21 protein-coding genes and 1 pseudogene are annotated in these 24,828 nt (G+C 64.4%); 13 read left to right on the top strand and 9 right to left on the bottom strand.

Annotation, left to right across the window (positions count from 1 at the left end):
- On the top strand, positions 1-1,020 hold the full coding sequence (locus tag ACVWZP_RS03085; RefSeq protein WP_017846626.1) for an ABC transporter permease: 1,020 nt from the start codon (positions 1-3) through the stop codon (positions 1,018-1,020).
- Position 1,021: 1 nt separating this feature from the next.
- Positions 1,022-2,626, top strand: coding sequence for an ABC transporter ATP-binding protein (locus tag ACVWZP_RS03080; protein WP_128192527.1), 1,605 nt, complete (start codon positions 1,022-1,024; stop codon positions 2,624-2,626).
- Positions 2,627-2,675: 49 nt separating this feature from the next.
- Here ACVWZP_RS03080 and ubiT read toward each other — a convergent pair whose 3' ends face one another.
- The 8 genes from ubiT to ACVWZP_RS03040 all read right to left on the bottom strand — a co-directional run bounded on the left by ubiT (position 2,676) and on the right by ACVWZP_RS03040 (position 9,278).
- Entirely contained in the window at positions 2,676-3,143 is a 468-nt protein-coding gene (gene ubiT / locus ACVWZP_RS03075; RefSeq protein WP_017846628.1) for a ubiquinone anaerobic biosynthesis accessory factor UbiT, read from the bottom strand.
- Positions 3,137-4,027, bottom strand: coding sequence for a U32 family peptidase (locus ACVWZP_RS03070; RefSeq protein ID WP_046383125.1), 891 nt, complete (start codon positions 4,025-4,027; stop codon positions 3,137-3,139). The genes ubiT and ACVWZP_RS03070 overlap by 7 nt, the downstream gene beginning before the upstream one ends.
- 10 nt (positions 4,028-4,037) lie before the next feature.
- Positions 4,038-5,033 (bottom strand): ubiquinone anaerobic biosynthesis protein UbiU, encoded by a 996-nt coding sequence (gene ubiU, locus ACVWZP_RS03065; protein WP_017846630.1) that lies wholly within the window; start codon positions 5,031-5,033, stop codon positions 4,038-4,040.
- Positions 5,034-5,042: 9 nt separating this feature from the next.
- Positions 5,043-6,275, bottom strand: coding sequence for a molybdopterin molybdotransferase MoeA (locus ACVWZP_RS03060; RefSeq protein ID WP_046383124.1), 1,233 nt, complete (start codon positions 6,273-6,275; stop codon positions 5,043-5,045).
- A complete protein-coding gene (gene moaB, locus ACVWZP_RS03055) occupies positions 6,272-6,826 on the bottom strand; it encodes a molybdenum cofactor biosynthesis protein B (protein ID WP_046383123.1) in 555 nt (184 codons plus the stop codon). The genes ACVWZP_RS03060 and moaB overlap by 4 nt, the downstream gene beginning before the upstream one ends.
- An 84-nt stretch (positions 6,827-6,910) precedes the next feature.
- Positions 6,911-7,558 (bottom strand): pyridoxamine 5'-phosphate oxidase, encoded by a 648-nt coding sequence (gene pdxH, locus ACVWZP_RS03050; RefSeq protein ID WP_128192529.1) that lies wholly within the window; start codon positions 7,556-7,558, stop codon positions 6,911-6,913.
- 100 nt (positions 7,559-7,658) lie between these two features.
- A complete protein-coding gene (locus ACVWZP_RS03045) occupies positions 7,659-8,078 on the bottom strand; it encodes a hypothetical protein (protein ID WP_057005429.1) in 420 nt (139 codons plus the stop codon).
- Positions 8,079-8,087: 9 nt separating this feature from the next.
- The gene (locus tag ACVWZP_RS03040; RefSeq protein ID WP_457369354.1) at positions 8,088-9,278 is read right to left on the bottom strand and encodes an NnrS family protein; all 1,191 of its coding nucleotides are present in this window, start codon (positions 9,276-9,278) and stop codon (positions 8,088-8,090) included.
- Positions 9,279-9,439: 161 nt separating this feature from the next.
- On the opposite strand from ACVWZP_RS03040, the gene ACVWZP_RS03035 reads away from it, so the two are divergent.
- The 11 genes from ACVWZP_RS03035 (at position 9,440) to ACVWZP_RS02985 (ending at position 23,749) form a co-directional block, all read left to right on the top strand.
- Positions 9,440-9,721 carry a peptidylprolyl isomerase gene (locus ACVWZP_RS03035; protein WP_003208024.1) on the top strand — a complete coding sequence of 94 codons (282 nt, stop codon included), beginning with the start codon at positions 9,440-9,442 and terminating at the stop codon, positions 9,719-9,721.
- A gap of 130 nt (positions 9,722-9,851) precedes the next feature.
- Positions 9,852-11,711 carry an extracellular solute-binding protein gene (locus ACVWZP_RS03030; protein ID WP_017846636.1) on the top strand — a complete coding sequence of 620 codons (1,860 nt, stop codon included), beginning with the start codon at positions 9,852-9,854 and terminating at the stop codon, positions 11,709-11,711.
- Positions 11,711-12,772, top strand: coding sequence for a microcin C ABC transporter permease YejB (locus ACVWZP_RS03025; RefSeq protein WP_057005432.1), 1,062 nt, complete (start codon positions 11,711-11,713; stop codon positions 12,770-12,772). The genes ACVWZP_RS03030 and ACVWZP_RS03025 overlap by 1 nt, the downstream gene beginning before the upstream one ends.
- Complete coding sequence (locus ACVWZP_RS03020) at positions 12,772-13,794, top strand: ABC transporter permease (protein ID WP_017846638.1); 1,023 nt, start codon at positions 12,772-12,774, stop codon at positions 13,792-13,794. Before ACVWZP_RS03025 ends, ACVWZP_RS03020 begins: the two co-directional genes overlap by 1 nt.
- 10 nt (positions 13,795-13,804) lie before the next feature.
- On the top strand, positions 13,805-15,382 hold the full coding sequence (locus tag ACVWZP_RS03015) for an ABC transporter ATP-binding protein (RefSeq protein WP_448120347.1): 1,578 nt from the start codon (positions 13,805-13,807) through the stop codon (positions 15,380-15,382).
- 108 nt (positions 15,383-15,490) lie between these two features.
- The gene (locus ACVWZP_RS03010; protein ID WP_457369353.1) at positions 15,491-16,891 is read left to right on the top strand and encodes a sigma-54 interaction domain-containing protein; all 1,401 of its coding nucleotides are present in this window, start codon (positions 15,491-15,493) and stop codon (positions 16,889-16,891) included.
- A 285-nt stretch (positions 16,892-17,176) separates the two neighbouring features.
- Positions 17,177-18,568 carry a GntP family permease gene (locus ACVWZP_RS03005; protein ID WP_046383116.1) on the top strand — a complete coding sequence of 464 codons (1,392 nt, stop codon included), beginning with the start codon at positions 17,177-17,179 and terminating at the stop codon, positions 18,566-18,568.
- A 7-nt stretch (positions 18,569-18,575) separates the two neighbouring features.
- The gene (locus tag ACVWZP_RS03000) at positions 18,576-19,349 is read left to right on the top strand and encodes a 3-hydroxybutyrate dehydrogenase (RefSeq protein ID WP_017846642.1); all 774 of its coding nucleotides are present in this window, start codon (positions 18,576-18,578) and stop codon (positions 19,347-19,349) included.
- Positions 19,350-19,537: 188 nt separating this feature from the next.
- On the top strand, positions 19,538-21,493 hold the full coding sequence (locus tag ACVWZP_RS02995) for an acetoacetate--CoA ligase (protein WP_457369352.1): 1,956 nt from the start codon (positions 19,538-19,540) through the stop codon (positions 21,491-21,493).
- 139 nt (positions 21,494-21,632) lie between these two features.
- Positions 21,633-23,441, top strand: coding sequence for an ATP-binding protein (locus ACVWZP_RS02990; RefSeq protein ID WP_057005437.1), 1,809 nt, complete (start codon positions 21,633-21,635; stop codon positions 23,439-23,441).
- 32 nt (positions 23,442-23,473) lie between these two features.
- Positions 23,474-23,749, top strand: coding sequence for a peptidylprolyl isomerase (locus ACVWZP_RS02985; RefSeq protein WP_046383114.1), 276 nt, complete (start codon positions 23,474-23,476; stop codon positions 23,747-23,749).
- Between the two features lie 112 nt (positions 23,750-23,861).
- Here the strand turns inward: ACVWZP_RS02985 and ACVWZP_RS02980 are convergent.
- Positions 23,862-24,765, bottom strand: a pseudogene (locus ACVWZP_RS02980) (sugar kinase).
- Positions 24,766-24,828 lie beyond the last annotated feature (63 nt).

Raw genomic sequence — 24,828 nt, 5'->3', positions numbered from 1 at the left:
ATGAATCTGTCCCCCCTCAATCGCCGCCGGTTCGAGCGGTTCAAGGCGAACAAACGCGGCTGGTGGTCGCTGTGGCTGTTCCTGATCCTGTTCGGCCTGAGCCTGGGCGCCGAGCTGATCGCCAACGACAAACCGCTGGTGGTGCATTACGACGGCGACTGGTATTTCCCGGCGCTCAAACGCTACCCGGAAACCACCTTCGGCGGCGAGTTCCCCCTGGAGGCCAACTACAAGAGCCCGTATATCCAGGAGCTGCTCAAGGCCAAGGGCGCGTGGACGCTGTGGGCGCCGATCCCGTTCAGCTATCAGAGCATCAACTACGACCTGAAGGTGCCAGCCCCCGCGCCGCCGTCTTCGGTCAACCTGCTGGGCACCGATGACCAGGGCCGCGACGTCTTGGCGCGGGTGATCTATGGCTTTCGCGTGTCGGTGCTGTTTGCCCTGACCCTGACCGTGCTCAGCTCGATCATCGGCGTGATCGCCGGGGCCCTGCAGGGCTTCTATGGCGGCTGGGTCGACCTGGCCGGGCAACGCTTCCTGGAGATCTGGTCGGGCTTGCCGGTGCTGTACCTGCTGATCATCCTCGCCAGTTTCGTGCAGCCCAACTTCTGGTGGCTGCTGGGGATCATGCTGCTGTTCTCGTGGATGAGCCTGGTGGACGTGGTCCGCGCCGAGTTCCTGCGCGGGCGCAACCTGGAATACGTGCGCGCGGCCAGGGCGCTGGGCATGCAGAACGGCGCGATCATGTTCCGCCATATCCTGCCCAATGCCATGGTCTCGACCATGACCTTCATGCCGTTCATCCTCACCGGCGCCATCGGCACCCTGACCGCCCTGGACTTCCTCGGCTTCGGCCTGCCGGCGGGTTCGCCGTCGCTGGGGGAACTGGTGGCCCAGGGCAAATCCAACCTGCAAGCGCCGTGGCTGGGCATGAGTGCCTTTGCCGTGCTGGCGATCATGTTGAGTTTGCTGGTGTTTATCGGCGAGTCCGCTCGCGATGCCTTCGACCCGAGGAAATGAGATGAATCAGGACAATCTGATCGAAGTCCGCGACCTCTGCGTCGAGTTCGTCACCGGCGAGCATCACCACCGCGTGGTGAACCACGTCAGCTTCGACATCAAGCGCGGCGAAACCCTGGCGCTGGTCGGCGAAAGCGGCTCCGGCAAATCGGTGACCGCCCACTCGATCCTGCGCCTGCTGCCCTACCCCTTGGCGCGGCACCCCGCCGGCACCATCGAATACGTCGGCCAGGACCTGCTGACCCTCAACGAAAAAACCATCCGGCATATTCGCGGCAACCGCATTGCGATGATCTTCCAGGAGCCGATGACCTCGTTGAACCCGCTGCACTGCATCGAGAAGCAGATCAACGAAGTGCTCGGCCTGCACAAAGGGCTGACCGGCAAAGTCGCGACCCGGCGCACCCTCGAGTTGCTCGAACTGGTGGGCATTCCCGAGCCGCATAAACGCCTCAAGGCGCTGCCCCACGAACTGTCCGGCGGCCAGCGCCAACGGGTGATGATCGCCATGGCCCTGGCCAACGAGCCGGAGCTGTTGATTGCCGACGAACCGACCACCGCCCTCGACGTGACGGTGCAGTTGAAGATCCTCGAGCTGCTCAAGGAGCTGCAGGCGCGCCTGGGCATGGCGTTGCTGCTGATCAGCCACGACTTGAACCTGGTGCGGCGCATTGCCCACCGTGTGTGCGTGATGCAACAGGGTTGCATCGTCGAGCAAGCCGATTGCGAAACCTTGTTCCAGTCGCCGCAGCACCCTTACACCCAGGAGCTGCTCGCCGCCGAACCCAGCGGCGGGCCGGCCGCCACCGCCGTCGGGCCACCGTTGCTGGAAGTGGACGACTTGAAAGTCTGGTTTGCGATCAAGAAAGGCTTTTTGCGCAACACCGTCGATTACGTCAAGGCGGTGGACGGCATCAACTTCAGCCTGCCCCAGGGGCAAACCCTGGGCATCGTCGGCGAAAGCGGCTCGGGCAAGTCCACCCTCGGCCTGGCGATCCTGCGCCTGATCGCGAGCAAAGGCGGGATTCGCTTCGAAGGCCAGCAACTCGACCGCCTGACCCAGCAACAGGTGCGCCCGTTGCGCCGGGAAATGCAGGTGGTGTTCCAGGACCCGTTCGGCAGCCTCAGCCCGCGCATGTGCGTCAGTGAGATCGTCGGCGAAGGCCTGCGCATTCACAAGATGGGCAGCCCGGCGGAGCAGGAAGCGGCGATCATCGCAGCGCTCAAGGAAGTCGGCCTCGACCCGCAGTCGCGGCATCGCTACCCCCACGAGTTCTCCGGCGGCCAGCGCCAACGCATCGCCATTGCCCGCGCCCTCGTGCTCAAGCCGCGCCTGATCCTGCTCGACGAACCGACCTCGGCGCTCGACCGCACGGTGCAGCGCCAAGTGGTGGAATTACTGCGCGGTTTGCAGGCCAAGTACAACCTGACCTATCTGTTCATCAGCCATGACCTGGCGGTGGTCAAAGCGTTGAGTCACCAGTTGATGGTGGTCAAGCATGGGCAGGTGGTGGAACAGGGCGACGCGCCGGCGATTTTCGCCAACCCGCAGCATGCCTATACCCGGCAGTTGCTGGAGGCGGCGTTTCTGGTGCCGACGCCTTAGCCCAGGGCCGTGACCTATCCGTTCAGCGCGAAAGGATAGGTCGCTCGCCTCAGGCCGCCAGCCCGCGCCCGGCCCGCTCCAGGTTGCGCCACAACCAGCCCGGCAATACGTCCGGGTCCAGGCTGTCGATCAGGTTCTTCAAGCCCAGCCCCAACTCCGTGTCGCCTTCAATCACCAAGCGACGCCGGAAGAACAAGGTGTCCGGATCTTCCTGGCGACTGGCCAGCAACAAGAACTCGCGCCAGTTACCACTGATGGTCACCTGGGCCTCGGCTTTTTCAGCGATGCGCAAGCCATCCCGCGCCAGCGTCAGGTACCAGCACAGCCCAAGGTCGGGGATGCGCAGGCACATCCAGCGCCCGCGCAGCAGGTCGAAGCCGCCGTCGCGCAACGGCTCGGCCAGACAGCGGTTGAGGCCTTGCTGCAAGGCCAGGCGCTGCACCCGAAACGGCACGTGGCGCACCAGCGGCAACAAGCGATCGGCGCCCTTGAGCAGCCATTGTTTGCGACTCAACACAGGCCCACCTCCTCGACCCGCAGCATGCCGGCCTGGCCATGCCAGTAACCGTTGCAACCGTCGACGCACAACGGCGGCATCGCGCCCTGGCGCACCTGGTCGAACGCCTGGACCACACCGACCATCCCTTCGGCGCGTGGGCTCAGGCGCAACAGGTCAGCGCCACACGCGACCAGGCCGGGGTAATCGGCGAGCAGGTTGGTGACATCGGCCGACATCGTCTGAATCCCGTTCAAGGTGAACAACGGTTGCCCTTCCTGGCTGGTCAGGGCCATGCCGTCGGGGTAGTTGATGCAACAGAACTGGCAATCGTCCTTGGGCCGGTTTTCCGCGCGGGCGGTGAAGCAACGGGCCGAGTACGCCAGGGGCAAATGCCCATAGGCGAAGATCTCCACTTCGGGCAGCGGCCGGCCGAGTTCGCGCACCTGTTCCAGCACATCGGCGATCAGGCTTTGCGAGCACTCCACCGGCGGCACCCAGCGCTGCATGCCCGCATCGAGCAATTGCGCCAGGGCGTGGCCGTTGTACAGGTTGAGCGCCGGGCCGCCGACAAAAGGCAACTTGCGCTCGATCAGCAACTGCACCGCGCCCATGTCGTTGGCCTCGACCAGCACCTCGCCGTTGTCGCACAGGCGGCGCAGGCTCGACAGTTCAGAGGCGGCTTCGATCAAGGTCAGGCTCGACAGCACGATCTGCGCCGAGCTGCACGACTGCAACTCGCGGCCCAGGCCCAACCATTGATCCAGGGAAAACGCGCGGCGTTTGGAGCACACGGTTTCCCCCAGGTAAATCACGTCCAGGGGCAAGCCGGCCATGTCTGAATAGAAGCGCCCCAAGTGTTCCTTATCCCAATAAAACAGCACCGGTCCCAGGCTGAGCTTCATCTGTGTTTCCTCATTGCCATGCGCGATGGTAAGCACCCAGGGTGGTCTGGCTGCCTTCGGAAAGTCCGGCCAGCACCTGGCGCCACTGGTCCTTGACCACAAAATTGGCCGGGGCGCTGCGGTGGGCGTCGAGGGCGGCGCGCCAGACTCGGGTGACTTGTTCCACATAGGCCGGGCTGCGTTGCCGGCCTTCGATCTTCACCGCCTCCACGCCGATGGCGCTGAGTTCGGGCAACAGGTCCAGGGTGTCGAGGCTGGTCGGTTCTTCGAGGGCATGGAAGCGCTTGCCGCCGACCAGGAAGCGGCCTTTGCACAAGGTCGGGTAGCCGGCCGGTTCCTCCGGGGTGTAGCGGTCGATCAGCACTTCACTGAGGCGCGCGCTGAGGCCATCGGCGTCGTCGCTCCAGCGCACCGCCTTGGCCGGCGAGCACACGCCGCACAGGTTGGGCGACTCACCGGTGATATACGACGACAAGTGGCAACGCCCTTCGGCCATGATGCACAGGCTGCCGAAGCCGAACACTTCGATCGGCACCACGCTGCTCGCCGCCACCTGTTTGACCTGGGCCAGCGACAGCACCCGCGGCAGCACCGCGCGGCGGATGCCATAACGTTCGACGTAGAACTTCAGCGCCGCCGCATGGGTGGCCGAGCCCTGCACCGACAAGTGCAACGCCATCTGCGGATGGTGCGCGGCAGCATAGCCGAGCACACCCGGGTCGCCGGCGATCAGCGCATCCACGCCATGATCGGCCGCACGGTCGACGGCGCGTTGCCAGCGTGACCAGATCTTCGGTTGCGGGTAGGTATTGACCGCCACATACAGCTTGCGCTGGTGCTGGCGGATATGGGCGACGGCGGCGTCGAACTGCTTGTCGTCCATGTTCAGCCCGGCGAAATGCCGGGCATTGGTGTCATCGCGAAAACCGACATACACCGCATCGGCGCCTTGGCGCACCGCGGCTTTCAGCGCAGGCAGGTTGCCTGCCGGGCAGACCAGTTGCATGGAGACTCCTCATTGAAACTCGGCGAAAGACAAGAAAGGCACCGGTGCATCCTTGAGCAGCAGTTGCTCGCGCTCGACAATCACCAGGCCATCGGCCCAGCAGGCGGCGGTGAGCATCGCCGAGCTTTGCTGGGGGTGCAGGACGGCGCGCAATTGCCCATCCGCGCCGGGGCTCAAGCGTGCGCGCAGGTACTGGCGGCGCTTGTTGGGGGTAGGCCATTCAAAACCGGCCGGCACCTGGACCGGCACCGGCAACACGCGTTCGACGCCCTGGGCGCGCAACAGGAACGGGCGCACCACCACCAACGCGGTGATCAGCGCGGCAGACGGGTTGCCGGGCAGGCCGATCCACGGTTTGCCCGCCACTTCGCCAAACGCCAGAGGCTTGCCGGGCTGGATCGCCAGGCGCCAGAAATCCACGCGACCGAGTTCCTGGATGGCTTGTTTGAGATGATCCTCCTCGCCCACCGACACACCGCCGGTGGTCAGCAGCAGGTCGCATTCGGACGACGCGAGGATCAACGCGTCGCGGCTGGCGGCCAACGCGTCGGCCATCACCCCGTAGTCGAGCACCTCCACGCCCCAACCGCGCAATAACGCGGTCACCAGGTGGCGGTTGCTGTTGTAGATCTGCCCCGGCGCCAGCGACTCGCCCGGCTCGCGCAGTTCATCGCCGCTGCTCAGCAGGCACACGCGCAGGGGGCGATAGACCTTGACCCACGGAATGCCGGCCGACGCCAGCAGGCCGACTTCCTGGGCGCGCAGGCGCTGGCCGACACGCAACAGGCGTTGCCCGCGCTGCATTTCTTCACCGCGCTTGCGCACGTGTTCGCCCAGGCGCAGCGGCGGGCACCAGATACGCTGGCCGTAGACGCGGCAACGCTCCTGGGGCACCACGCTGTCGGCGCCGGGCGGCAGCGGCGCACCGGTGAAAATCCGTACTGTCTGCCCGGCCTGTAAAAGCTCATCGCTGCTGTGCCCGGCAGCAATCCGCCCGGCCAGCACCAAGTAGCCGCCCTGCTCCGGCACATCGGCGGCGCGCAGGGCATAGCCGTCCATGGCGCTGTTGTCCCAGCACGGCAGGTCGAGAGGTGAAAACAATTCTTCGGCGATCACCCGACCCGCGGCCTGGCCGAGGGGGATGACTTCGGTGGGCGGCGCAGGTGGCGCCTGCGCCAGCAGTTGCTCGATCGCCTCGTCCACCGGCATCAATTGCCCGCTGTCGCACACGCGGGTGTTCATGACCGCGCCTCGCAGGCGCTGAGCGCTTGTTCGAACTGAGGCTTGAGGTGCGCAACGAAGTTGCACGGGCCGGTGCGGCTGTCCAATTGACTGAGCAGAATCTGGTCCCAGGCGGTACGGCACGCGCCGGGCGAACCGGGCATGCAGCACACCAGCACGCCATTGCTCATGCCCGCCAGGGCGCGGGACTGCAAGGTGGACATGCCGATTTCCGCCAGGGACACCTGGCGGAACAGCTCGCCGAACCCGTCCACTTGTTTATCCAGCAGCGGCAACACCGCTTGTGGCGTGTTGTCGCGAGCGGTGAAGCCGGTGCCGCCGGTCATCAGGATCACTTGCACCTGAGGGTCGGCGATCCACTGCGAAACACGGGCGCGGATCTGGTAGATATCGTCCATCACCAGGCCACGGTCGATCAGCACATGGCCGGCACCTTCTAGGCGCTCTACCAGGGTCTGCCCGGAGGTATCGGTGTCAAAGGTGCGGGTGTCGCTGATGGTCAGTACGGCAATGTTCAGGGAGACAAAACTGCGTTGGGTCAAATGGGCCATGATCAAGGCTCCAGGCAGATAAAAAGATGCGCTCAGCCTGCGCCGCAACGGGCGCAGGGCCTATTCCTCGAAGGAGGTACCTCGTCAGGGCGCCAGCCGTGTGCGCTGCCAGGCGCCGTCTCGCAGGCGGTAGTCGAGGCGGTCATGCAGGCGGTCGGGGCGGCCTTGCCAGAACTCGATGCGGCGCGGTTGCAGGCAGTACCCGCCCCAGTGCTCGGGCCGTGGCGGTTGCTGGCCGGCGAACCGCTCGGTGACCTCACGCAGCAAACCTTCCAGCTCGCTGCGGTGGGTCAGCGGCTGACTCTGCGGGGAGGCCCAGGCACCAAGTTGGCTGGCGGCCGGGCGGTCGAGGAAATAGGCGTCCGACAGCGCCGGATCGAGGCGCTCGACCGCGCCTTCAATACGCACCTGGCGCTCCAGGCCGGGCCAGAAAAACGTCATCGCGGCATGGGGGTTGCTCGCCAGTTCCTCGCCCTTGGCGCTCTGGTAATTGCCAAAAAACACAAAACCTTCGGCGCTGAAGCCCTTGAGCAGCAGGATGCGGCAATGGGCGTACCCTTCCCTGTCGACCGTGGCCAGGGCCATGCTGTTGGCCTCGGCGGGAGGCGCTTCGGTCTTGCGCGCCTGGCTCAGCCACTGGCCGAACAACACCAGCGGATCGTCTTGCTCGCCGTCGTCCCGCAGGCCGTAGAGGGTGTAGTTGCGGCGCAGTTGCGCGAGGGACAGGGGCATGGGACGAACCTCCAGAGAATTCGCCACAGTGTGGGAACTGCGCAGGTTTTAGCCCTTGACCGCGATCAACAATCCGCCGCGTCATGGCGCCGCAGGCGGCTCACCACAATGACTTCGCCAGCACCACGATCACCACCATGTGCGCGAGAATGCTGCGCCGTATCCACAGCGCACGCTTGGGGCTCAGGCGCTCGCGGGTCAGCCAGTAGGCCAGCAGCAGGTAGTGCCCGATGATGCTCAGGGCGAGGAAGATTTTCAGGCTCAGGAACAGTCCGAAATGACTGTTCCATGGCAGACCGCGGTAATGCCAGGCCAGGCCGATACCCGCACCATACAGCAGCACCACCACGCCATGCAGCACCCGCCGCGAACGCCGGGCGATCGCGTGTTCTGCGGTGAAACGCGCCGACCACGCCAGCTCCTCGCGGGCGCTGTGCCAGATCACCACTTCAAAGAACAGCGTGCCGATAAAGGCGATCGCCGCCAGCAGATGCACGATCAACAACCACGAATACAGCATGCAATGCTCCTAACCGGGGTGCCCGTCGACCCGCGCCCGCCACAACATCGGGCCATACCGCCACAGGTACAAGCCCAGGCCGACCGACCAGCACAGCCCCGCCAGCCACAAGGCCGCCACGGGCCAGATCAACACCAGTGCCACCCGGCACACAGCCGCCAGGTTCAACAGGGCGAACGCCAGGGTCATCCCGCCCGGCGGCTGCAACGGCCGACCGGTATGGCCCAGGCTGACCCGCGCCACCATCGCCAGGATCAGCCCGGCCATGGCGCCGATCGTCAGCGCATGCACGGCCAGGCTCGGGTTGAGCGGCGCACCGAAATGCCACAGCGCCATGCCCAGGCAGGCCACGGCCAACCATGCGTAGGCCAGGTGCAGCGACCACAGCAGCGGCACGCGCCACATGCCACGGTCATGCCAGCGCGCCAGGCGCAGCAAGTGGCCCAGGCCAAGCACAGCGAACAGTACGCCGCTCCACCGGCTGGGGAACACCGCCAGCCCGCTGGCGTAAAGCAACGCCACCAGGATCGAACCGCCCAGCAACACACGGTCCAGCCACGGCCACGGCTTGACCGCATCGACCCAGCCCAGGCCACGTTGGGTGAAGAATGGAATCACCCGACCGCCGATCAGCCCCATCATCGCCGCCACCAGCCATAACCCCGTGAGCACCGCCTGGCGCTCCACGCCCTCGTCATGGTGCAGCAACCCATACAACGCCAACGCGTCTGCCACGGCGAGCAAGCCCAGCACCAGTACAATCGGGTAGTTACGGGTTTGCCTGACCTTCCACAGCGTCCAGCCCATCACCCCGGCCACCGCCAGCGGAAAACTCAGTTCCAGCACCGCCAGCAGCGGCCACGGCAGGTTCAGCAACCAACCCAGGCGCGCCGCCAGCCATAACCCGGCGAGCAACGCCAGGGGCGCGCCGCTGAGGCCGGGGCGGCCGGTCCAGGTCTGCACCGCGGTCAGCAAAAAGCCGGCGATGATCGCCACGCCAAAGCCGAACAGCAGCTCATGCCGGTGCCAGGCCAGCCAGCCGCCGGCCGGTTGCCAAGTACCGGTGGCGCCGCCCAGGGCGAACAACCACAGAGGAATGACCAGTACCGCCAACAGGCAGGCACCGAGGAAAAACGGGCGGAATGCCAGGCGAAACAATGGGGGAATAGCCATGGCCTTGCGTCGATCGAGCACTTGCATAGCACGGCTCCTAAACAGATGAATGCGACAATCTTGCGCTGCAGCCTGCGCTTTGCCCTTGTCGTAGATCAAGCACGCCCGCCACGGACAGGGGAACTTTGCCAGGAAATAACCGCCCGAATCCGGTACGCTCAGCGTTTTTACTCAAGGAGTTAATTCCCATGGCCAAAGCCACCGCCCGTCACATCCTCGTTGCCACCGAAGACAAGTGCAACGAACTCAAGGCCCAGATCGAAGGCGGCGCCGATTTCGCAGAAGTCGCCAAAGCCAATTCCAGCTGCCCATCCAGCCGTCAAGGCGGCGACCTGGGCTCGTTCGGTCCAGGCCAGATGGTTAAAGAATTCGACACCGTCGTGTTCAGCGCCCCGGTCAACACCGTGCAAGGCCCGGTGAAAACCCAGTTCGGTTATCACCTGCTGGAAGTCACCAGCCGTCAGGACTGATTCAGTCCACGCTGATGCTTGAAACAACGGCCCGCCTTTTGGTGGGCCGTTGTGCATGGGATGACTGGCGATGCTCAGGCCGTTAGCGTACAAATCCCTATTCTCCTTCACCCGGCGCTCAAGGCAGATAATGCGACTGGCTTTTTCGACTCTATTCAGCTCCACCCTGGCCCTGCTGCTGGCCAGCACCGCTGTGATCGCGGCCCCGCAAACCTACCTGACTGTGTATGGCGAACCGGCCAAATATGGCGCCGGCTTCAGCCATTTCGACTATGCCAACCCCAACGCGCCCAAGGGCGGCAGCCTGCGGCGTTCGGCCATCGAGATCGGGCGCTTCGACCATGTGCTGCCCTATATCGACAAAGGCATCGGCGTGTCCCAGATCGACGGCTGGCTCTACTCGCCCCTGGCCCTGCGCTCCCTGGACGAGCCGTACACGGTCTACGGCCTGGTCGCCGAGAAGATGGAACGCGCGGACGACGGCCTGTCGCTGCGCTTCTACCTCAACCCCAAGGCCCGTTTTGCCGATGGCACACCGATCACCGCCGAAGACGTGCGCTACAGCTTCGATTTGCTGATGACCCAGGGCAGCCTGCGCTTTCGCACGCTGTTCGCCGACGTCAAACACGTCGAAGTCGAAGGCGAACGCCAGGTGCGCTTCGATTTTTCCAGCGATGAAAACCGCACCCTGGCGCTGGATATCGCCACCCTGCCGGTGTTCCCCGAGCACTGGTGGAAAACCCGCGACTTCGCCAACGGCGGCGGCTACGAAGCGCCGCTGGGCAGCGGCCCGTACAAAATCAGCAAGATCGACGCGGGCAGCACCATCACCTTTACCCGCAACCCTGATTGGTGGGGCAAGGACTTGCCGGTCAGCCGCGGTCTGTACAACTTCAATCACCTGAGCCTGGAATATTTCGGCGACACCGAAGTGGCGCGCCAGGTGCTGCGTGGCGGCGCGTATGACTTCAACCGCGAGTTCTCCGCCACCGGTTATTCCATCGGCTACAACGGCCCGGCGCTGGACGACGGGCGCCTGCAACGCGCGCACCTGGCCAAAGAGATGCCGCAACCGGCCCAAGGCTATGTGTTCAACGTGCAGAAACCGATGTTCCAGGACCGCCGCGTGCGCCAGGCCCTGGCGATGCTGTGGGATTTCGAATGGGCCAACCGGCAGATGATGCGCAACCTGTACATCCGCCAGCAGAGCTACTTCTCCAATAGCCCGCTGGCCGCGAGCGAATTGCCGACCCCGGAAGAGCTGGCGATCCTCGAACCCCTGCGCGGCCAGGTGCCCGACGAGGTGTTCAGCCAGGTCTTCAAAGCCCCGGTCACCGACGGCAGCGGCATGATCCGCGACAAGCAGCTGCAAGCCTTGGCCCTGCTGGAAGAAGCCGGCTGGAACCCCGACGGCGACAAGCTGGTCAACGCCGAGGGCGAACCGCTGGAATTCACCTTCCTCTATGCGCAACCCGGCCTCGAGCGTCTGTTGCTGCCGTACAAGCGCAACCTGGCGCAGATCGGCATCACCCTGATCATCCGCCGCATCGACTCCTCGCAGTACGTCAACCGGCTGATGACGCGGGACTACGACATGATCGTCACCGGCTTCCCGGTCACCACCTCGCCGGGGATGGAGTTGTACAACTACTTCGGCTCCAGCGCCGCGTTCGACCCGGGCGCCAACAACTACATGGTGCTCAAGGACCCGGCCGTCGACAGCCTGATCAAGGGCCTGGTGAAAGCCAACACCCAGGCGCAGATGCTCACCTACGCCCACGCCCTGGACCGGGTGCTGCAATGGAACTACCTGTGGATCCCCAATTACTACCCGCCCGGCACGTCCGCCGCGTGGTGGAACCGCTTCGGCCGCCCGGCGATCGAGGCGAAGAATGACGAAGCCCTGGAAACCTGGTGGGAAATCAGCCCCACGCCACTGACAAACGCACAAATGAGCGCGGAGCTTAAAAAACGCGGAGGGATGCGCTGATGTTTGCCTATATCGTGCGGCGCCTGCTGTTGATCATCCCGACGCTGGTGATCATCCTGCTGGTCAATTTCGTGATCGTGCAGGCCGCGCCCGGCGGGCCGGTGGAACAGGCGATCGCCCACCTGCAAGGGATCGGCGGCGGCGGCATCGGCGGTTCCGCCGGCGAAGGCCTCGGCAGCGGCTCGCGGGCCAGCCGTGGCCTGGACCCGAAACTGATCAAGGACATCGAAAAACAATACGGCTTCGACAAGCCGGCGCCGGAGCGCCTGTGGCTGATGCTCAAGAGCTACGCCCGGCTGGACTTCGGCAACAGCTTCTTTCGCGGCGCGACCGTCACCGACCTGATCCTGGAAAAGATGCCGGTGACCATCTCCCTCGGCCTGTGGGCCACGCTGATCACCTACCTGGTGTCAATTCCCCTGGGGATCCGCAAGGCGGTGCGCCATGGCAGCAACTTCGATGTGTGGAGCAGCACCGCCATCGTGATCGGCTATGCGATGCCGGCGTTCCTGTTTGCGATGTTCCTGATCGTGGTGTTCGCCGGCGGCACCTCGCTGAACTGGTTCCCGGTGCGCGGCCTGGTCTCGGAAAACTTCGACGAACTGAGCACGGTGGGCAAGGTCGCCGACTATTTCTGGCACCTGGTCTTGCCGGTTACGGCGCTGGTGATCGGCGGGTTCGCCACCCTGACCATCCTGACGAAAAACTCGTTCCTCAATGAGATCACGCGCCAATACGTGGTCACCGCCCGTGCCAAAGGCTTGAGCGAACGGCAGGTGCTGTACGGGCATGTGTTCCGCAATGCGATGCTGCTGGTGATCTCGGGGATTCCCCAGGCGTTTATCAGCGTGTTCTTTGCCGGCTCGTTGCTGATCGAGGTGATCTTTTCCCTCGACGGCCTCGGGCGCATGAGCTACGAAGCCGCGGTGTCCCGCGACTACCCGGTGGTGTTCGGTTCGCTGTTTATCTTCACCCTGTTCGGCCTCTTGATAAAACTGATCGGCGACCTCTGCTACACCCTGGTGGACCCGCGTATCGACTTCGCCGCGAGGAACGCCTGATGTTCAATCTATCTCCCGTGGCCCGTCGGCGTTTCGAGCGGTTCAAGAAGAACCGCCGCGGCTGGTGGTCACTGTGGCTGTTTATCGGCCTGTTCATCCTGACCCTGGGCGGCGAGTTGATCGCCAATGACAAGCCCTTGGTGTTGAGCTTCAAGAACGAGCTGTATTTTCCGGTGTTCAAGCGCTACACCGAGCAGCAGTTCGGCGGGCAATTGCCGTTCCAGGCCGACTATCGCAGCGACTACGTGCAGAAGCTGATCAAGCAGGACGGCGGCTGGATGCTGTTCCCGCCGGTGCCGTTCAGCGACGACACGCCCAACTACGAACTGACCCGCCCGGCCCCCAGCCCGCCCTCGGCGGTGAACTGGCTGGGCACCGACGACCAGTCGCGCGACGTGGTGGCGCGGGTGATCTTCGGCGCGCGGGTGTCGATCCTGTTTGCCCTGGCGCTCACCGCGATCAGTGCGAGCATCGGCATCGCCGCGGGCGCGTTGCAGGGTTACTACGGCGGCTGGGTCGACCTGATCGGTCAGCGGGTGCTGGAAGTGTGGTCCGGGTTGCCGGTGCTGTACCTGCTGATCATCCTGTCCGGCTTTGTCGAACCGAACTTCTGGTGGCTGCTGGGGATCATGGCGCTGTTTTCCTGGCTGGCCCTGGTAGACGTGGTGCGCGCCGAGTTCCTGCGCGGGCGCAACCTGGAGTACGTCAAGGCGGCGCGGGCCCTGGGTTTGAGCGACGCCAAGATCATGCGCCGACACATCCTGCCCAATGCCATGACGGCCACCCTGAGCTACCTGCCGTTTATTTTGACCGGCGCAATTTCCACCTTGAGCGCCCTGGATTTCCTCGGCTTCGGCATGCCGGCGGGCAGCGCGTCGCTGGGTGAGTTGATCGCCCAGGGCAAGCAGAACCTGCAAGCGCCATGGCTGGGCCTGACGGCGTTTTTCACCTTGGCGCTGATTCTGTCGCTGCTGGTATTTATCGGCGAGGCGTTGCGCGATGCCTTCGACCCCCGTGCATGAGTGAGTCTGTATGAGCGACAACCTGATCGAGATCCGCGACCTCTGCGTCGCCTTCAGCGGCCAGACCGTGGTGCGCAACCTGAGCCTGGATGTGCGCCCCGGCGAGTGCCTGGCGCTGGTCGGCGAGTCGGGCTCGGGCAAGTCGGTGACGGCCCTTTCGATTCTGCAACTGCTGCCTGAAGCCGGCACGCAAACCAGCGGCTCCGTGCGCTATCGCGGCCAAGAGTTGATCGGCGCATCGGCGGCCACCCTGCAAAAGCTGCGTGGCGACCGCATCGCCATGATCTTCCAGGAGCCGATGACCTCCCTCAACCCGCTGCACAGCATCGAAAAGCAGATCGGCGAAACCCTGCTGTTGCACAAAGGTATGGGCGGCAAAGCAGCACAGGCGCGCATCATTGAACTGCTCGAACTGGTCGGCCTCCAGAACCCCCAGGAACGGCTCAAGGCCTATCCGCACCAACTCTCCGGCGGCCAGCGCCAACGCGTGATGATCGCCATGGCCCTGGCCTGCGAGCCGGAACTGCTGATCGCCGACGAGCCCACCACCGCGTTGGATGTGACCGTGCAGCGCAAGATCCTGCTGCTGCTCAAATCCTTGCAGCAACGCCTGGGCATGTCGCTGCTGCTGATCAGCCACGACCTCAACCTGGTGCGCAGCATGGCGCAGCGCGTGTGCGTGATGCATACCGGCGAGATCGTCGAACAGGCCGACTGCGAAACCTTGTTCAACACGCCACAACACCCCTACAGCCGCTTGCTGCTCGACGCTGAACCGGCGGGCGAGGTGCTGTGCGGCGAAACGCGCGAAACGGTGTTGCAGGTCGACGACCTGAGCGTGCAATTCCCCCTCGGCGGCGGCCTGTTTCAGCGCAAGACCTACCTGCGCGCGGTGGACGGCATCAGCCTCAGCGTGCAACGCGGCAAGACGCTGGGCATCGTCGGCGAGTCGGGCTCGGGTAAATCCACCCTGGGCCAGGCGATCCTGCGCCTGCTGGACTCCACCGGCAGCATCCGCTTCCAGGGCGTCGCCCTCGACGCGCTCAACCACAAACAGATGCGCCCGTGGCGCAAGCAGATGCAGGTGGTGTTCCAGGACCCTTACGGCAGCCTCAGCCCGCGCATGTCGGTGCAGCAGATCATCAGCGAAGGCCTGGAAGTCCACGCACCGTGCAGCCTCGCCGAGTGTGACGCGCAGGTGATCCAGGTGCTCAAGGACGTCGGCCTCGACCCGGCCAGCCGGTATCGTTACCCCCACGAGTTTTCCGGTGGCCAGCGCCAGCGCATCGCCATCGCCCGCGCACTGGTGCTCAAGCCGGCGCTGATGCTGCTCGACGAACCCACCTCGGCCCTCGACCGCACGGTGCAGAAGCAAGTGGTGGCGTTGCTGCGTGAGCTGCAGGACAAATACGGCCTGACCTACCTGTTCATCAGCCATGACCTGGCCGTGGTGCGCGCCATGGCCCACGACATGATCGTGATCAAGGACGGCAAGGTGGTGGAGCGCGGCGCCAGCCATGATGTGTTTGAATCGCCGCAACACCCGTACACCCAGGAACTGCTGGCCGCCGCACACATCCCCTTGTAGGAGCGAGCTTGCTCGCGAAAAGCGCAAGGACACCGCGTTCAACCAGCAGGCCCGCGTCATCGTTAACGTTTTTCGCGAGCAAGCTCGCTCCTACAGGATTCTGCACGCATGAGTACCAGCCTCAAGGACTACCAACAGGTTCGCGGCCTGGCCATCCAGTCGCTGTTCGAGATCATCGAGCAGTCCAGCGAAGGCACGGTGATTGTCGACCGCGACGCGAACATCGTGTGGATGAACGAGCGCTACGCCAAGCGCTTCGGCCTCAAGAGCGCCGACGAAGCCATCGGCCAACCCTGCGAACAGGTCATCGCCAACAGCCTGTTGCGCCAGGTGGTGCGCAACGACCAGCCGATCCTGCTGGATATCCAGGACACACCCAAAGGCCCGTTGGTGGTGATGCGCCTGCCGATCCACAACGACGCCGGCGCGGTGATCGGCGCCATCGGCTTTGCGCTGTTCGATGAGCTGCGCAACCTGTCGCCGCTGATCGAGCGTTACCTGAGCATGCAGCAAGAACTGGCGTCCACCCGCTCGCTGCTGCGTTCACGCCAGAGCAAGTACACCTTTGCGCACTTTATCGGCACCAGCGCCACCAGCCTCGAAGTCAAACGCCGCGCACGGCGCAGTGCGAGTGCCGAGTCGCCGGTGTTGCTGCTCGGCGAGACCGGCACCGGCAAGGAGTTGCTGGCCCAGGCGATCCACGGCGCCTCGACGCGGGCGCACAAGGCATTTGTCAGTATCAACAGCGCGGCCATTCCCCATGACCTGCTCGAAGCCGAGTTCTTCGGCACCGCGCCCGGCGCGTTTACCGGCGCCGACCGCAAAGGCCGCCCCGGCAAGTTGCAGATCGCCCAGGGCGGCACGCTGTTTCTCGATGAAATCGGCGACATGCCCCTGCCGCTGCAAAGCAAGCTGTTGCGGGTGTTGCAGGAGAAGGAATACGAACCGGTCGGCTCCAACGAGATGCGGCACAGCGACGTGCGGGTGATCGCCGCCACGTCCATGGACCTGGAAGCGGCGATCAAACGCGGCGAGTTTCGCGCCGACCTGTATTACCGGCTGAATGTGCTGCCGATCCAGGTGCCGCCGTTGCGCGAACGCCTGGAAGATATTCCGGCGCTGAGCGAAGCGATCCTCGAAGACCTGCGCAGCCATCACGAACTGGACCGCGAGGCCCTGGCGCTGTTGGCGCGGCATGCATGGCCGGGGAATATCCGCGAACTGCGCAACGTGCTGGAACGCGCGGCGTTGTTGAGCGATGACCGGGTGTTGGGCGCGGCTGAGATTCGCGCCGCGATCGGCACGTTCAGCCCGGTGGCGCGCGAGGCGATGGAAACGTTCGAAGGCGAGACGTTCGCAGCGGCGCGGGAGCGCTTCGATCGGCAGTTGATCACTGCGGCGCTCAAGGCCTGCGGCGGGAACGTGGTGGCCGCGGCCCAGCGCTTGGGGCTGGGCAGGTCGACCTTGTACAAGAAAATGGTCGCGCTGGGCCTGGCCGCATCTCAATAAAGAGACAAAATTCTCAAAACAAAGACAATCCTTGTGGGAGGGGGCTTGCCCCCGATGGCAGTGCCTCAGTCAGCCTATTCTTTACAGACCCACCGCTATCGGGGGCAAGCCCCCTCCCACCTTTGATGTGTTTTTGTCTCTGAATTGAGACCAGATCTGAAAAGTTTGTTCATGGATACAATAATATCTATGTATTTCAATAGGTTATGAACATGGCACGCATCTCGCTATAACCCTCCTCCAACGCATCACCCCACAAAAATAACAATCTGATGGAGACACACCATGAGTGTGATCATTGCCTTGGCAGCCCTCGCGCTGCTGATGCTGGCTGCCTACCGTGGCTACAGCGTCATCTTGTTTGCCCCCATCGCCGCCCTCGGCGCTGTCCTGCTCACCGACCCGTCCGCGGTCGCCCCGGCGTTTACCGGGGTGTTCATGGAGAAAATGGTCGGTTTCATCAAACTGTATTTTCCGGTGTTCCTGCTCGGTGCCGTGTTCGGCAAGCTGATCGAGCTGTCGGGTTTCTCGCGCTCGATTGTGGCGGCCGCAATCCGCTTGCTCGGCACGCGCCAGGCGATGCTGGTGATCGTGCTGGTCTGCGCCCTGCTCACCTACGGCGGCGTGTCGCTGTTCGTGGTGGTGTTTGCGGTGTACCCGTTCGCGGCGGAGATGTTCCGCCAGAGCGACATCCCCAAGCGCCTGATCCCGGCGACCATCGCCCTCGGCGCGTTCTCGTTCACCATGGACGCGCTGCCCGGCACGCCGCAGATCCAGAACATCATCCCCAGCACGTTCTTCAACACCACCGCCTGGGCTGCGCCGTGGCTGGGGCTGATCGGCACGATCTTCGTGTTCTGCAGCGGCATGCTCTACCTGGCGCGCCAGCGCAACAAGGCGCAACGGGCCGGTGAAGGCTACGGCACCGAACTGCGCAACGAGCCGGAAACCGCCGAGAACCTGAGCCTGCCCAACCCCTGGATCGCGCTGTCGCCGCTGCTCCTGGTGGGCGTGATGAACCTGCTGTTCACTCACTGGATCCCACAGTGGTACGGCAAGACCCACAGCCTCAGCCTGCCGGGCATGAGCGCGCCGGTGACCACCGAAATCGCCAAACTCACCGCGATCTGGGCGGTGCAGGCGGCGTTGCTGGTGGGCATCGTGATGGTGCTGGTGTTCGGCTGGTCAGCGATCAAAAGCAAGCTCGCCGAAGGCAGTAAGAGCGCGGTCAGCGGTGCGCTGCTGGCGGCGATGAACACCGCCTCGGAATACGGCTTCGGTGCGGTGATCGCCTCGCTGCCGGGCTTTCTGGTGCTGGCGGACTGGCTCAAGGGCATCCCCAACCCGCTGGTCAACGAAGCGATTACCGTGACGCTGCTGGCCGGTATCACCGGCTCGGCGTCCGGCGGCATGAGCATCGCCCTGGCGGCGATGTCCGAGAGTTTCATTGCGGCGGCCCATGCGGCGAATATTCCCCTTGAAGTGCTGCACCGGGTCGCGGCCATGGCCAGCGGCGGCATGGACACCCTGCCCCACAACGGCGCGGTGATCACCTTGCTGGCGGTCACCGGGCTGACCCACCGCGAAGCCTACAAGGACATCTTCGGCATCACGATCATTAAGACCCTCGCGGTGTTCGTGGTGATCGGTACTTTCTACGCCACCGGCATTGTGTGAGGTTTTCATGACGAATTTGAACGGCAAGACCGCCCTGGTCACCGGCTCCACCAGCGGTATCGGCCTGGGCATAGCGCTGAGCCTGGCCGAGGCCGGCGCCAACCTGATCCTCAACGGCTTCGGCGACGCCAGCGCGGTGATCGCCCAGGTACAGGCGTTCGGCGGCAAGGTCGGGCATCACCCGGCGGACGTCAGCGACCCGGCGCAGATCGCCGACATGCTCGCCTACGCCGAGCGCGAATTCGGCGGCGTGGATATTCTGGTCAACAACGCCGGCATCCAGCATGTGGCAGCGGTGGACGAGTTTCCGGTGGAGCGCTGGGATGCGATCATCGCGATCAACCTGTCGTCGGTGTTCCACAGCACGCGCCTGAGCCTGCCGGGCATGAAGGCCAAGGGCTGGGGGCGCATCGTCAATATCGCCTCGGTGCATGGCCTGGTGGGTTCGGTGGGCAAGGCCGCCTACGTCGCGGCCAAGCATGGCGTGATTGGCCTGACCAAGGTAGTCGGCCTGGAAACCGCCACCAGCAACGTGACCTGCAACGCGATCTGCCCCGGCTGGGTGCTGACGCCGCTGGTGCAGAAGCAGATCGATGATCGCGCGGCCAACGGCGTCGACCCGCAGCAGGCGCAACATGATTTACTGGCAGAGAAGCAGCCGTCGCTGGAGTTCGTCACCCCGCCGCAACTGGGTGAGCTGGTATTGTTTTTGTGCAGCGAGGCCGGTGCCCAAGTGCGCGGCGCGGCATGGAACATCGATGGTGGTTGGCTGGCCCAATAGACAAAACACAGAAAATCCAATGTGGGAGGGGCGGTGCGACGATTCGACTTGCCCCCGATGGCAGTGGGTCAGTACCGCATGTGCTAGCTGATACTCCGCCATCGGGGGCAAGTCGAATCGTCGCACCGCCCCTCCCACATTCGAACTCCACTGTTTGGAAGAACTGTACAAGAATAAGAGACGTGCTTATGTCCGAGATCCTCTGGCAACCCTCCGCCGAACGCATCCGTCACACCCGGATGGACCAGTTCCGGCGCTTTATCAATGACCGCTACAGCGTGCAGCTCGACGACTACCCGGCGTTGCACCAGTGGAGCATCGACCAGCGCGCCGACTTCTGGCAGGCGATCGTGGCGTTTTTCGACGTGCAGTTTCGCAGCCCGCCCAGCGCGGTATTGATCGAAGGCGCCGCGATGCCCAGCGCCGAGTGGTTCCCCGGCGCAACCCTGAACTTTGCCGAGCACCTGCTGCGCCGTCGCGACGCTCACCCCGCCGTGGTCGCCATCAGCGAAGACGGCCAGCGCGAGCAACTGAGCTACGCCGAACTGGCGGCCCACGTCGCCGGCCTGCAACGCAGCCTGCGGGCGGCCGGGGTCGGGCTGGGCGATCGGGTTGCCGCGTGCATGCCCAACACCTGGCAAACCCTGGTCGGCATGCTGGCCACCACCAGCCTGGGCGCGATCTGGTCGTGCTCATCGCCGGACTTCGGCACCCAAGGCGTGATCGACCGTTTCGGCCAGATCGAGCCCAAGGTGCTGATCGCCTGCGCCGGTTACCGCTACGCCGGCAAAACCATCGATCAGAGCGCCAAGCTCAACGAGATCCTCGAACGCCTGCCCTCCCTGCAGCACCTGATCGTCGTGCCGTATGCCCGGCCCCAGGCGCGGGTCGAGGACTATCGGAGCGACGCCAATGTCGCGCTGTGGAGTGACTTCTACCAACCCGGCGGCGCGCCTGAGTTCGTCGCGGTGCCGTTCGACCATCCGCTGTATATCCTCTATTCCAGCGGCACCACCGGCGTGCCCAAATGCATCATCCACGGCACCGGCGGCGTGCTGCTCACCCACCTCAAGGAGCACGGCCTGCATGCGGACCTGTCCCGCGAGGATTGCCTGTTCTACTACACCACCTGCGGCTGGATGATGTGGAACTGGCTGGTTTCGGTACTCGCGCTCGGCGCCACCGCCGTGCTGTACGACGGTTCGCCGTTTCACCCTGGCCCCGAGCGCTTGATCGACCTGATCGACGCGGAACGGATCAGCGTGTTCGGCACCAGCCCCAAGTTCCTCGCCACCCTGGAAAAAGCCGGCCTGCAGCCGCGCCTGAGCCATGACCTGAGCAGCCTCAAGGGCCTGATTTCGACTGGCTCGCCGCTGTCGCCGCAGAGCTACGACTACGTGTACCGCGAGATCAAGGCCGAGGTGTGCCTGTCATCGATGTCTGGCGGCACCGATATCGTCTCCTGCTTCGTCATCGGCAACCCGGTGCTGCCGGTACGCCGCGGCGAAATGCAATGCAAGAGCCTGGCGATGGCCATCGAGGTGTGGGACGACCAGGGGCGGCCGTTGCTCGGTGAAAAAGGCGAACTGGTGTGTACCCGGCACTTCCCCGCCATGCCCATCGGCCTGTGGAACGACCCGCAGCAGAAAAAGCTGCGCGCCTCCTATTTCAGCCAATTCCCCGGCGTGTGGGCCCAGGGCGACTACGCCGAACAGCGGCCCAACGGCAGCCTGCTGATTCACGGGCGCTCCGACGCGGTGCTCAACCCTGGCGGCGTGCGGATCGGCACCGCCGAGATCTATCGGCAGGTGGAAAAAGTCCCGCAAGTGCTGGAAAGCCTGGCCATTGGCCAACGCTGGCAAGACGATGTGCGAGTCGTGCTGTTCGTGCGACTCGACGACGGCGTCGAACTGGATGACGCCCTCGAACAGCAGATCCGCCAGGTGATCCGCGCCAATACCACACCACGCCATGTACCGGCGAAGATCCTCGCTGTCAGCGATATCCCGCGCACCATCAGCGGTAAGATCGTCGAACTGGCGGTGCGCAATGTGGTACACGGCGAATCGGTGAAAAACACCGACGCGCTGGCCAACCCGGAGGCCCTGGCACAGTTTCGCGACCGACCTGAGCTGGCGCTTTAAGATGAAAGGTTTCAGCGCCAACGCACTCATTTGCAGAAAAAAGCCCAATGCATGCTATTTTTCGGGGGTAGTCACCCACCGTTATCCCACCGGATAATCGCTGTTGTCATTTTTCAAAGCGTTACGCTCAGGGCTTTTTATGAAGGAAACATCCACCGGTAGCGAAGCCGCCGCATTGATTGCGCGGCTGGACTGGGCCAAAAACCCGCTCGGTGAGGCCAATGATTGGCCGCAAAGCCTGCGTACCGCCGTGGATATCGTCGTCCACTCGCCGATGCCGATGCAGCTGTTGTGGGGCCGCGAACTCATCCAACTCTACAACGACGCCTTCGCCCTGCTGGCGGGCAACAAGCACCCCGACGCGATGGGCCAGCCGGCGCACCAGACCTGGCCGGAATTGCACAGTTTCACCGCGCCGATCTATGACGCGGTCTTCAGCGGCCAGGTGCGCGCCTTCAGCGAGCAGCGCTTTGTGCTGCAACGCAACCAGCGCGACACCGAGATCTGGCTCGACCTGACCTACAGCCCGATCCGCGATGAACGCGGCAGCGTCGCCGGCATCCTCGTCACCGCCATCGAAACCAACGAGCGCCGCCAGTTCACCCAGGAACTGCAACAGCGCTCCGAAGCCAGCCTCAAAGCCCAGCAAAGCACCGAGCAACGCCTGCGCCACCTCAACGAAAACCTCGAAGAGCGTGTGGCCCAGCGCACCCTGGCACTGGCCGAGGCCAACCAGCGCCTGCAAAACGAGATGGTCGAACGCGAACGCGCCGAAGACGCCCTGCGCCACGCGCAGAAGATGGAAGCGGTGGGCCAACTCACCGGCGGCATCGCCCATGACTTCAACAATATGCTCACCGGCATCATCGGCAGCCTGGACCTGATGCAACGCTACATCGCCGCCGGGCGCAGCGACGACATCGGCCGCTTTGCCGACGCCGCCGTGGCCTCCGCCCATCGCGCCGCCGCCCTCACCCACCGCCTGCTGGCGTTCTCGCGGCGCCAGTCACTGGACCGCCGCCCGCTCGACCCGAACCAGTTGGTGGCCTCGCTGGAAGACTTGTTCCAGCGCACCAAGGGCGCGCACATCACGCTCAAGGTGCAACTGGGCCACGATATCTGGCCGGTGAACAGCGACGCCAGCCAGTTGGAGAACGCCCTGCTCAACCTGGTGATCAACGCGCGGGATGCGATGCCCGATGGCGGCGAACTGCTGATCGAAACCGCCAACAGCTACCTCGACGGCACCGACATCACCACCCCGGAACCGGTCAAGGCCGGTGATTACGTGATGCTCGGCGTGCGCGACAACGGCACCGGCATGGCGCCGAAAATCCTGGCCAAAGCCTTCGATCCGTTTTTCACCACCAAGCCCATCGGCCAGGGCACCGGCCTGGGGCTGTCGATGATCTATGGCTTCGCCCAGCAATCCGGCGGCCATGTGACCCTCCACAGCGAACCGGGCCAGGGCACCTGCGTGCGCTTGTATCTGCCGCGCCTGCACGGCACTTCCCTGGCAAGCAGCTTGCCGGCCAGCCTCAGTGAGGCCGCGCCCGTGGCCCTGGCCGGAGAGGCTGTGGTGGTGGTCGAGGACGACCCGGCGGTACGCATGCTGGTGGTCAATGTCCTCGATGAACTGGGCTACACCGCGCACCAGGCCGCGGATGCACGCACGGCCTTGCCGCTGCTGGAATCGGACTTGCGCGTGGATTTGCTGGTGACCGACGTCGGTCTGCCGGGCATGAACGGCCGGCAACTGGCGGAAATCGCCCGTCAGCACCGCCCGGGCCTGCGCATCCTGTTCATGACCGGTTATGCGGAAAAAGCCGCCGAACGCCAGGGCTTTCTGGAAGACGGCATGGACATGGTGGCCAAGCCGTTTTCCATCGACGTGCTCGCCACCAAAATCCGCAGCATGATCAGCGTCGACGATCCAGTTCAGGCATAATCGCGCGCCGTCGCACACCCCGGTAGAGAACCATGAAAGCCCAAGCCCGCCATATCCTGGTGAAAACCAGTGAAGAAGCCGAACAGCTCAAGCAGCGCATCGCCAAGGGTGAAGCGTTCGATGTGCTGGCCAAGAAGTATTCCACCTGCCCGTCCGGCAAGCGCGGCGGCGATCTGGGCGAGATCCGGCCGGGGCAGATGGTCGGCGCGATTGATGCGGTGATCTTCAAGAAGCCGCTGCGGGTGGTGCATGGGCCGGTCAAGAGCAAGTTTGGGTATCACTTGGTGCAGGTGTTTTATCGGGATTGAGGGGTTGGCTTTAGGCCGCTATCGGGGGCAAGCCCCCTCCCACATTCAACCGCATTGCGCTCACTGTGGGAGGGGGCTTGCCCCCGATCCGCCGCAGGCGGCCATTCACCCCCTATCTAGGAATCAACGCCCCCGGCACCTGGATCACCCGGCTCGCCAACCGATGCCCGGCCAAGGCCGCCTCTTGCGGCGAGCCGCCCTTGAGCCGACTGGCCAGGTACGCCGCGCTGAACGAGTCCCCCGCCGCCGTGGTGTCCACCACCGTCTCGACCGGCAACGCCGGCACCGCAAAACGCTGGCCTGCGCAACGGAGCAAACAGTCCTCGGCGCCGCGCTTGAGCACGACTTCCGCGACTGCCGGATACGCTGCGAACACCTGCTCGCTGTCGGCATAACCAAACAACGCGCGCTCGTCATCTTCGGTCAGCAAGGCCATATCCACCTCGGCCAACACTTTGTGATAGGCCGCACGCGCCGCCTCGACACTCGCCCACAAACGCGGCCGGTAGTTGTTGTCGAACACCACCCGGCCGCCGCGCCGACGGGTTTCGATCAAGGCCTGCAACAAGCGCTCGCGCCCGACTTCACCGAGCACCGCCAGGGTGATGCCGCTGAAATACACCACGTCATAGCCCGGCAACGCTGCCAGGATCGGTGCGGCGGCGGGCGTGGTGAAGCAGTCGCGCACGGCCGCTTCGTTGCGCCAGTAGAGGAATTTGCGCTCGCCGTTGGCGTCGGTCTGGATGCAGTACAACCCCGGCAACCGCCCGGGCAGGCGCTGGACCATGCTCAGGCCCAGGCCTTCGTCGGTCCACTGTTGGCACATGGCGTCGCTGAAGCTGTCATCGCCCAGGGCGGTGACGTAGTCGACGTGGCCGAGCGCCCCCAACTCGCGGCGCAGGTACACCGCGGCGTTCAGGGTGGCCGCCGAAGCTCTGGTGCAGGCTGCCGTCGGCGCGGTGTTGCAGTTCGATCATGCATTCGCCGATGAGGGCGATGCGGGGTGTGGTGTTCATGCCTGTTGTCTCCGGTGCGGCTGATGGCCCCTTCGCGGGCGAGCCCGCTCCTACCTTTGAATG

This window comes from Pseudomonas sp. TE36184 (genome assembly GCF_054060055.1).
The sequence above is the reverse complement of the archived record's forward strand: the minus strand, read 5'-3'. Positions and strand labels throughout refer to the sequence as shown.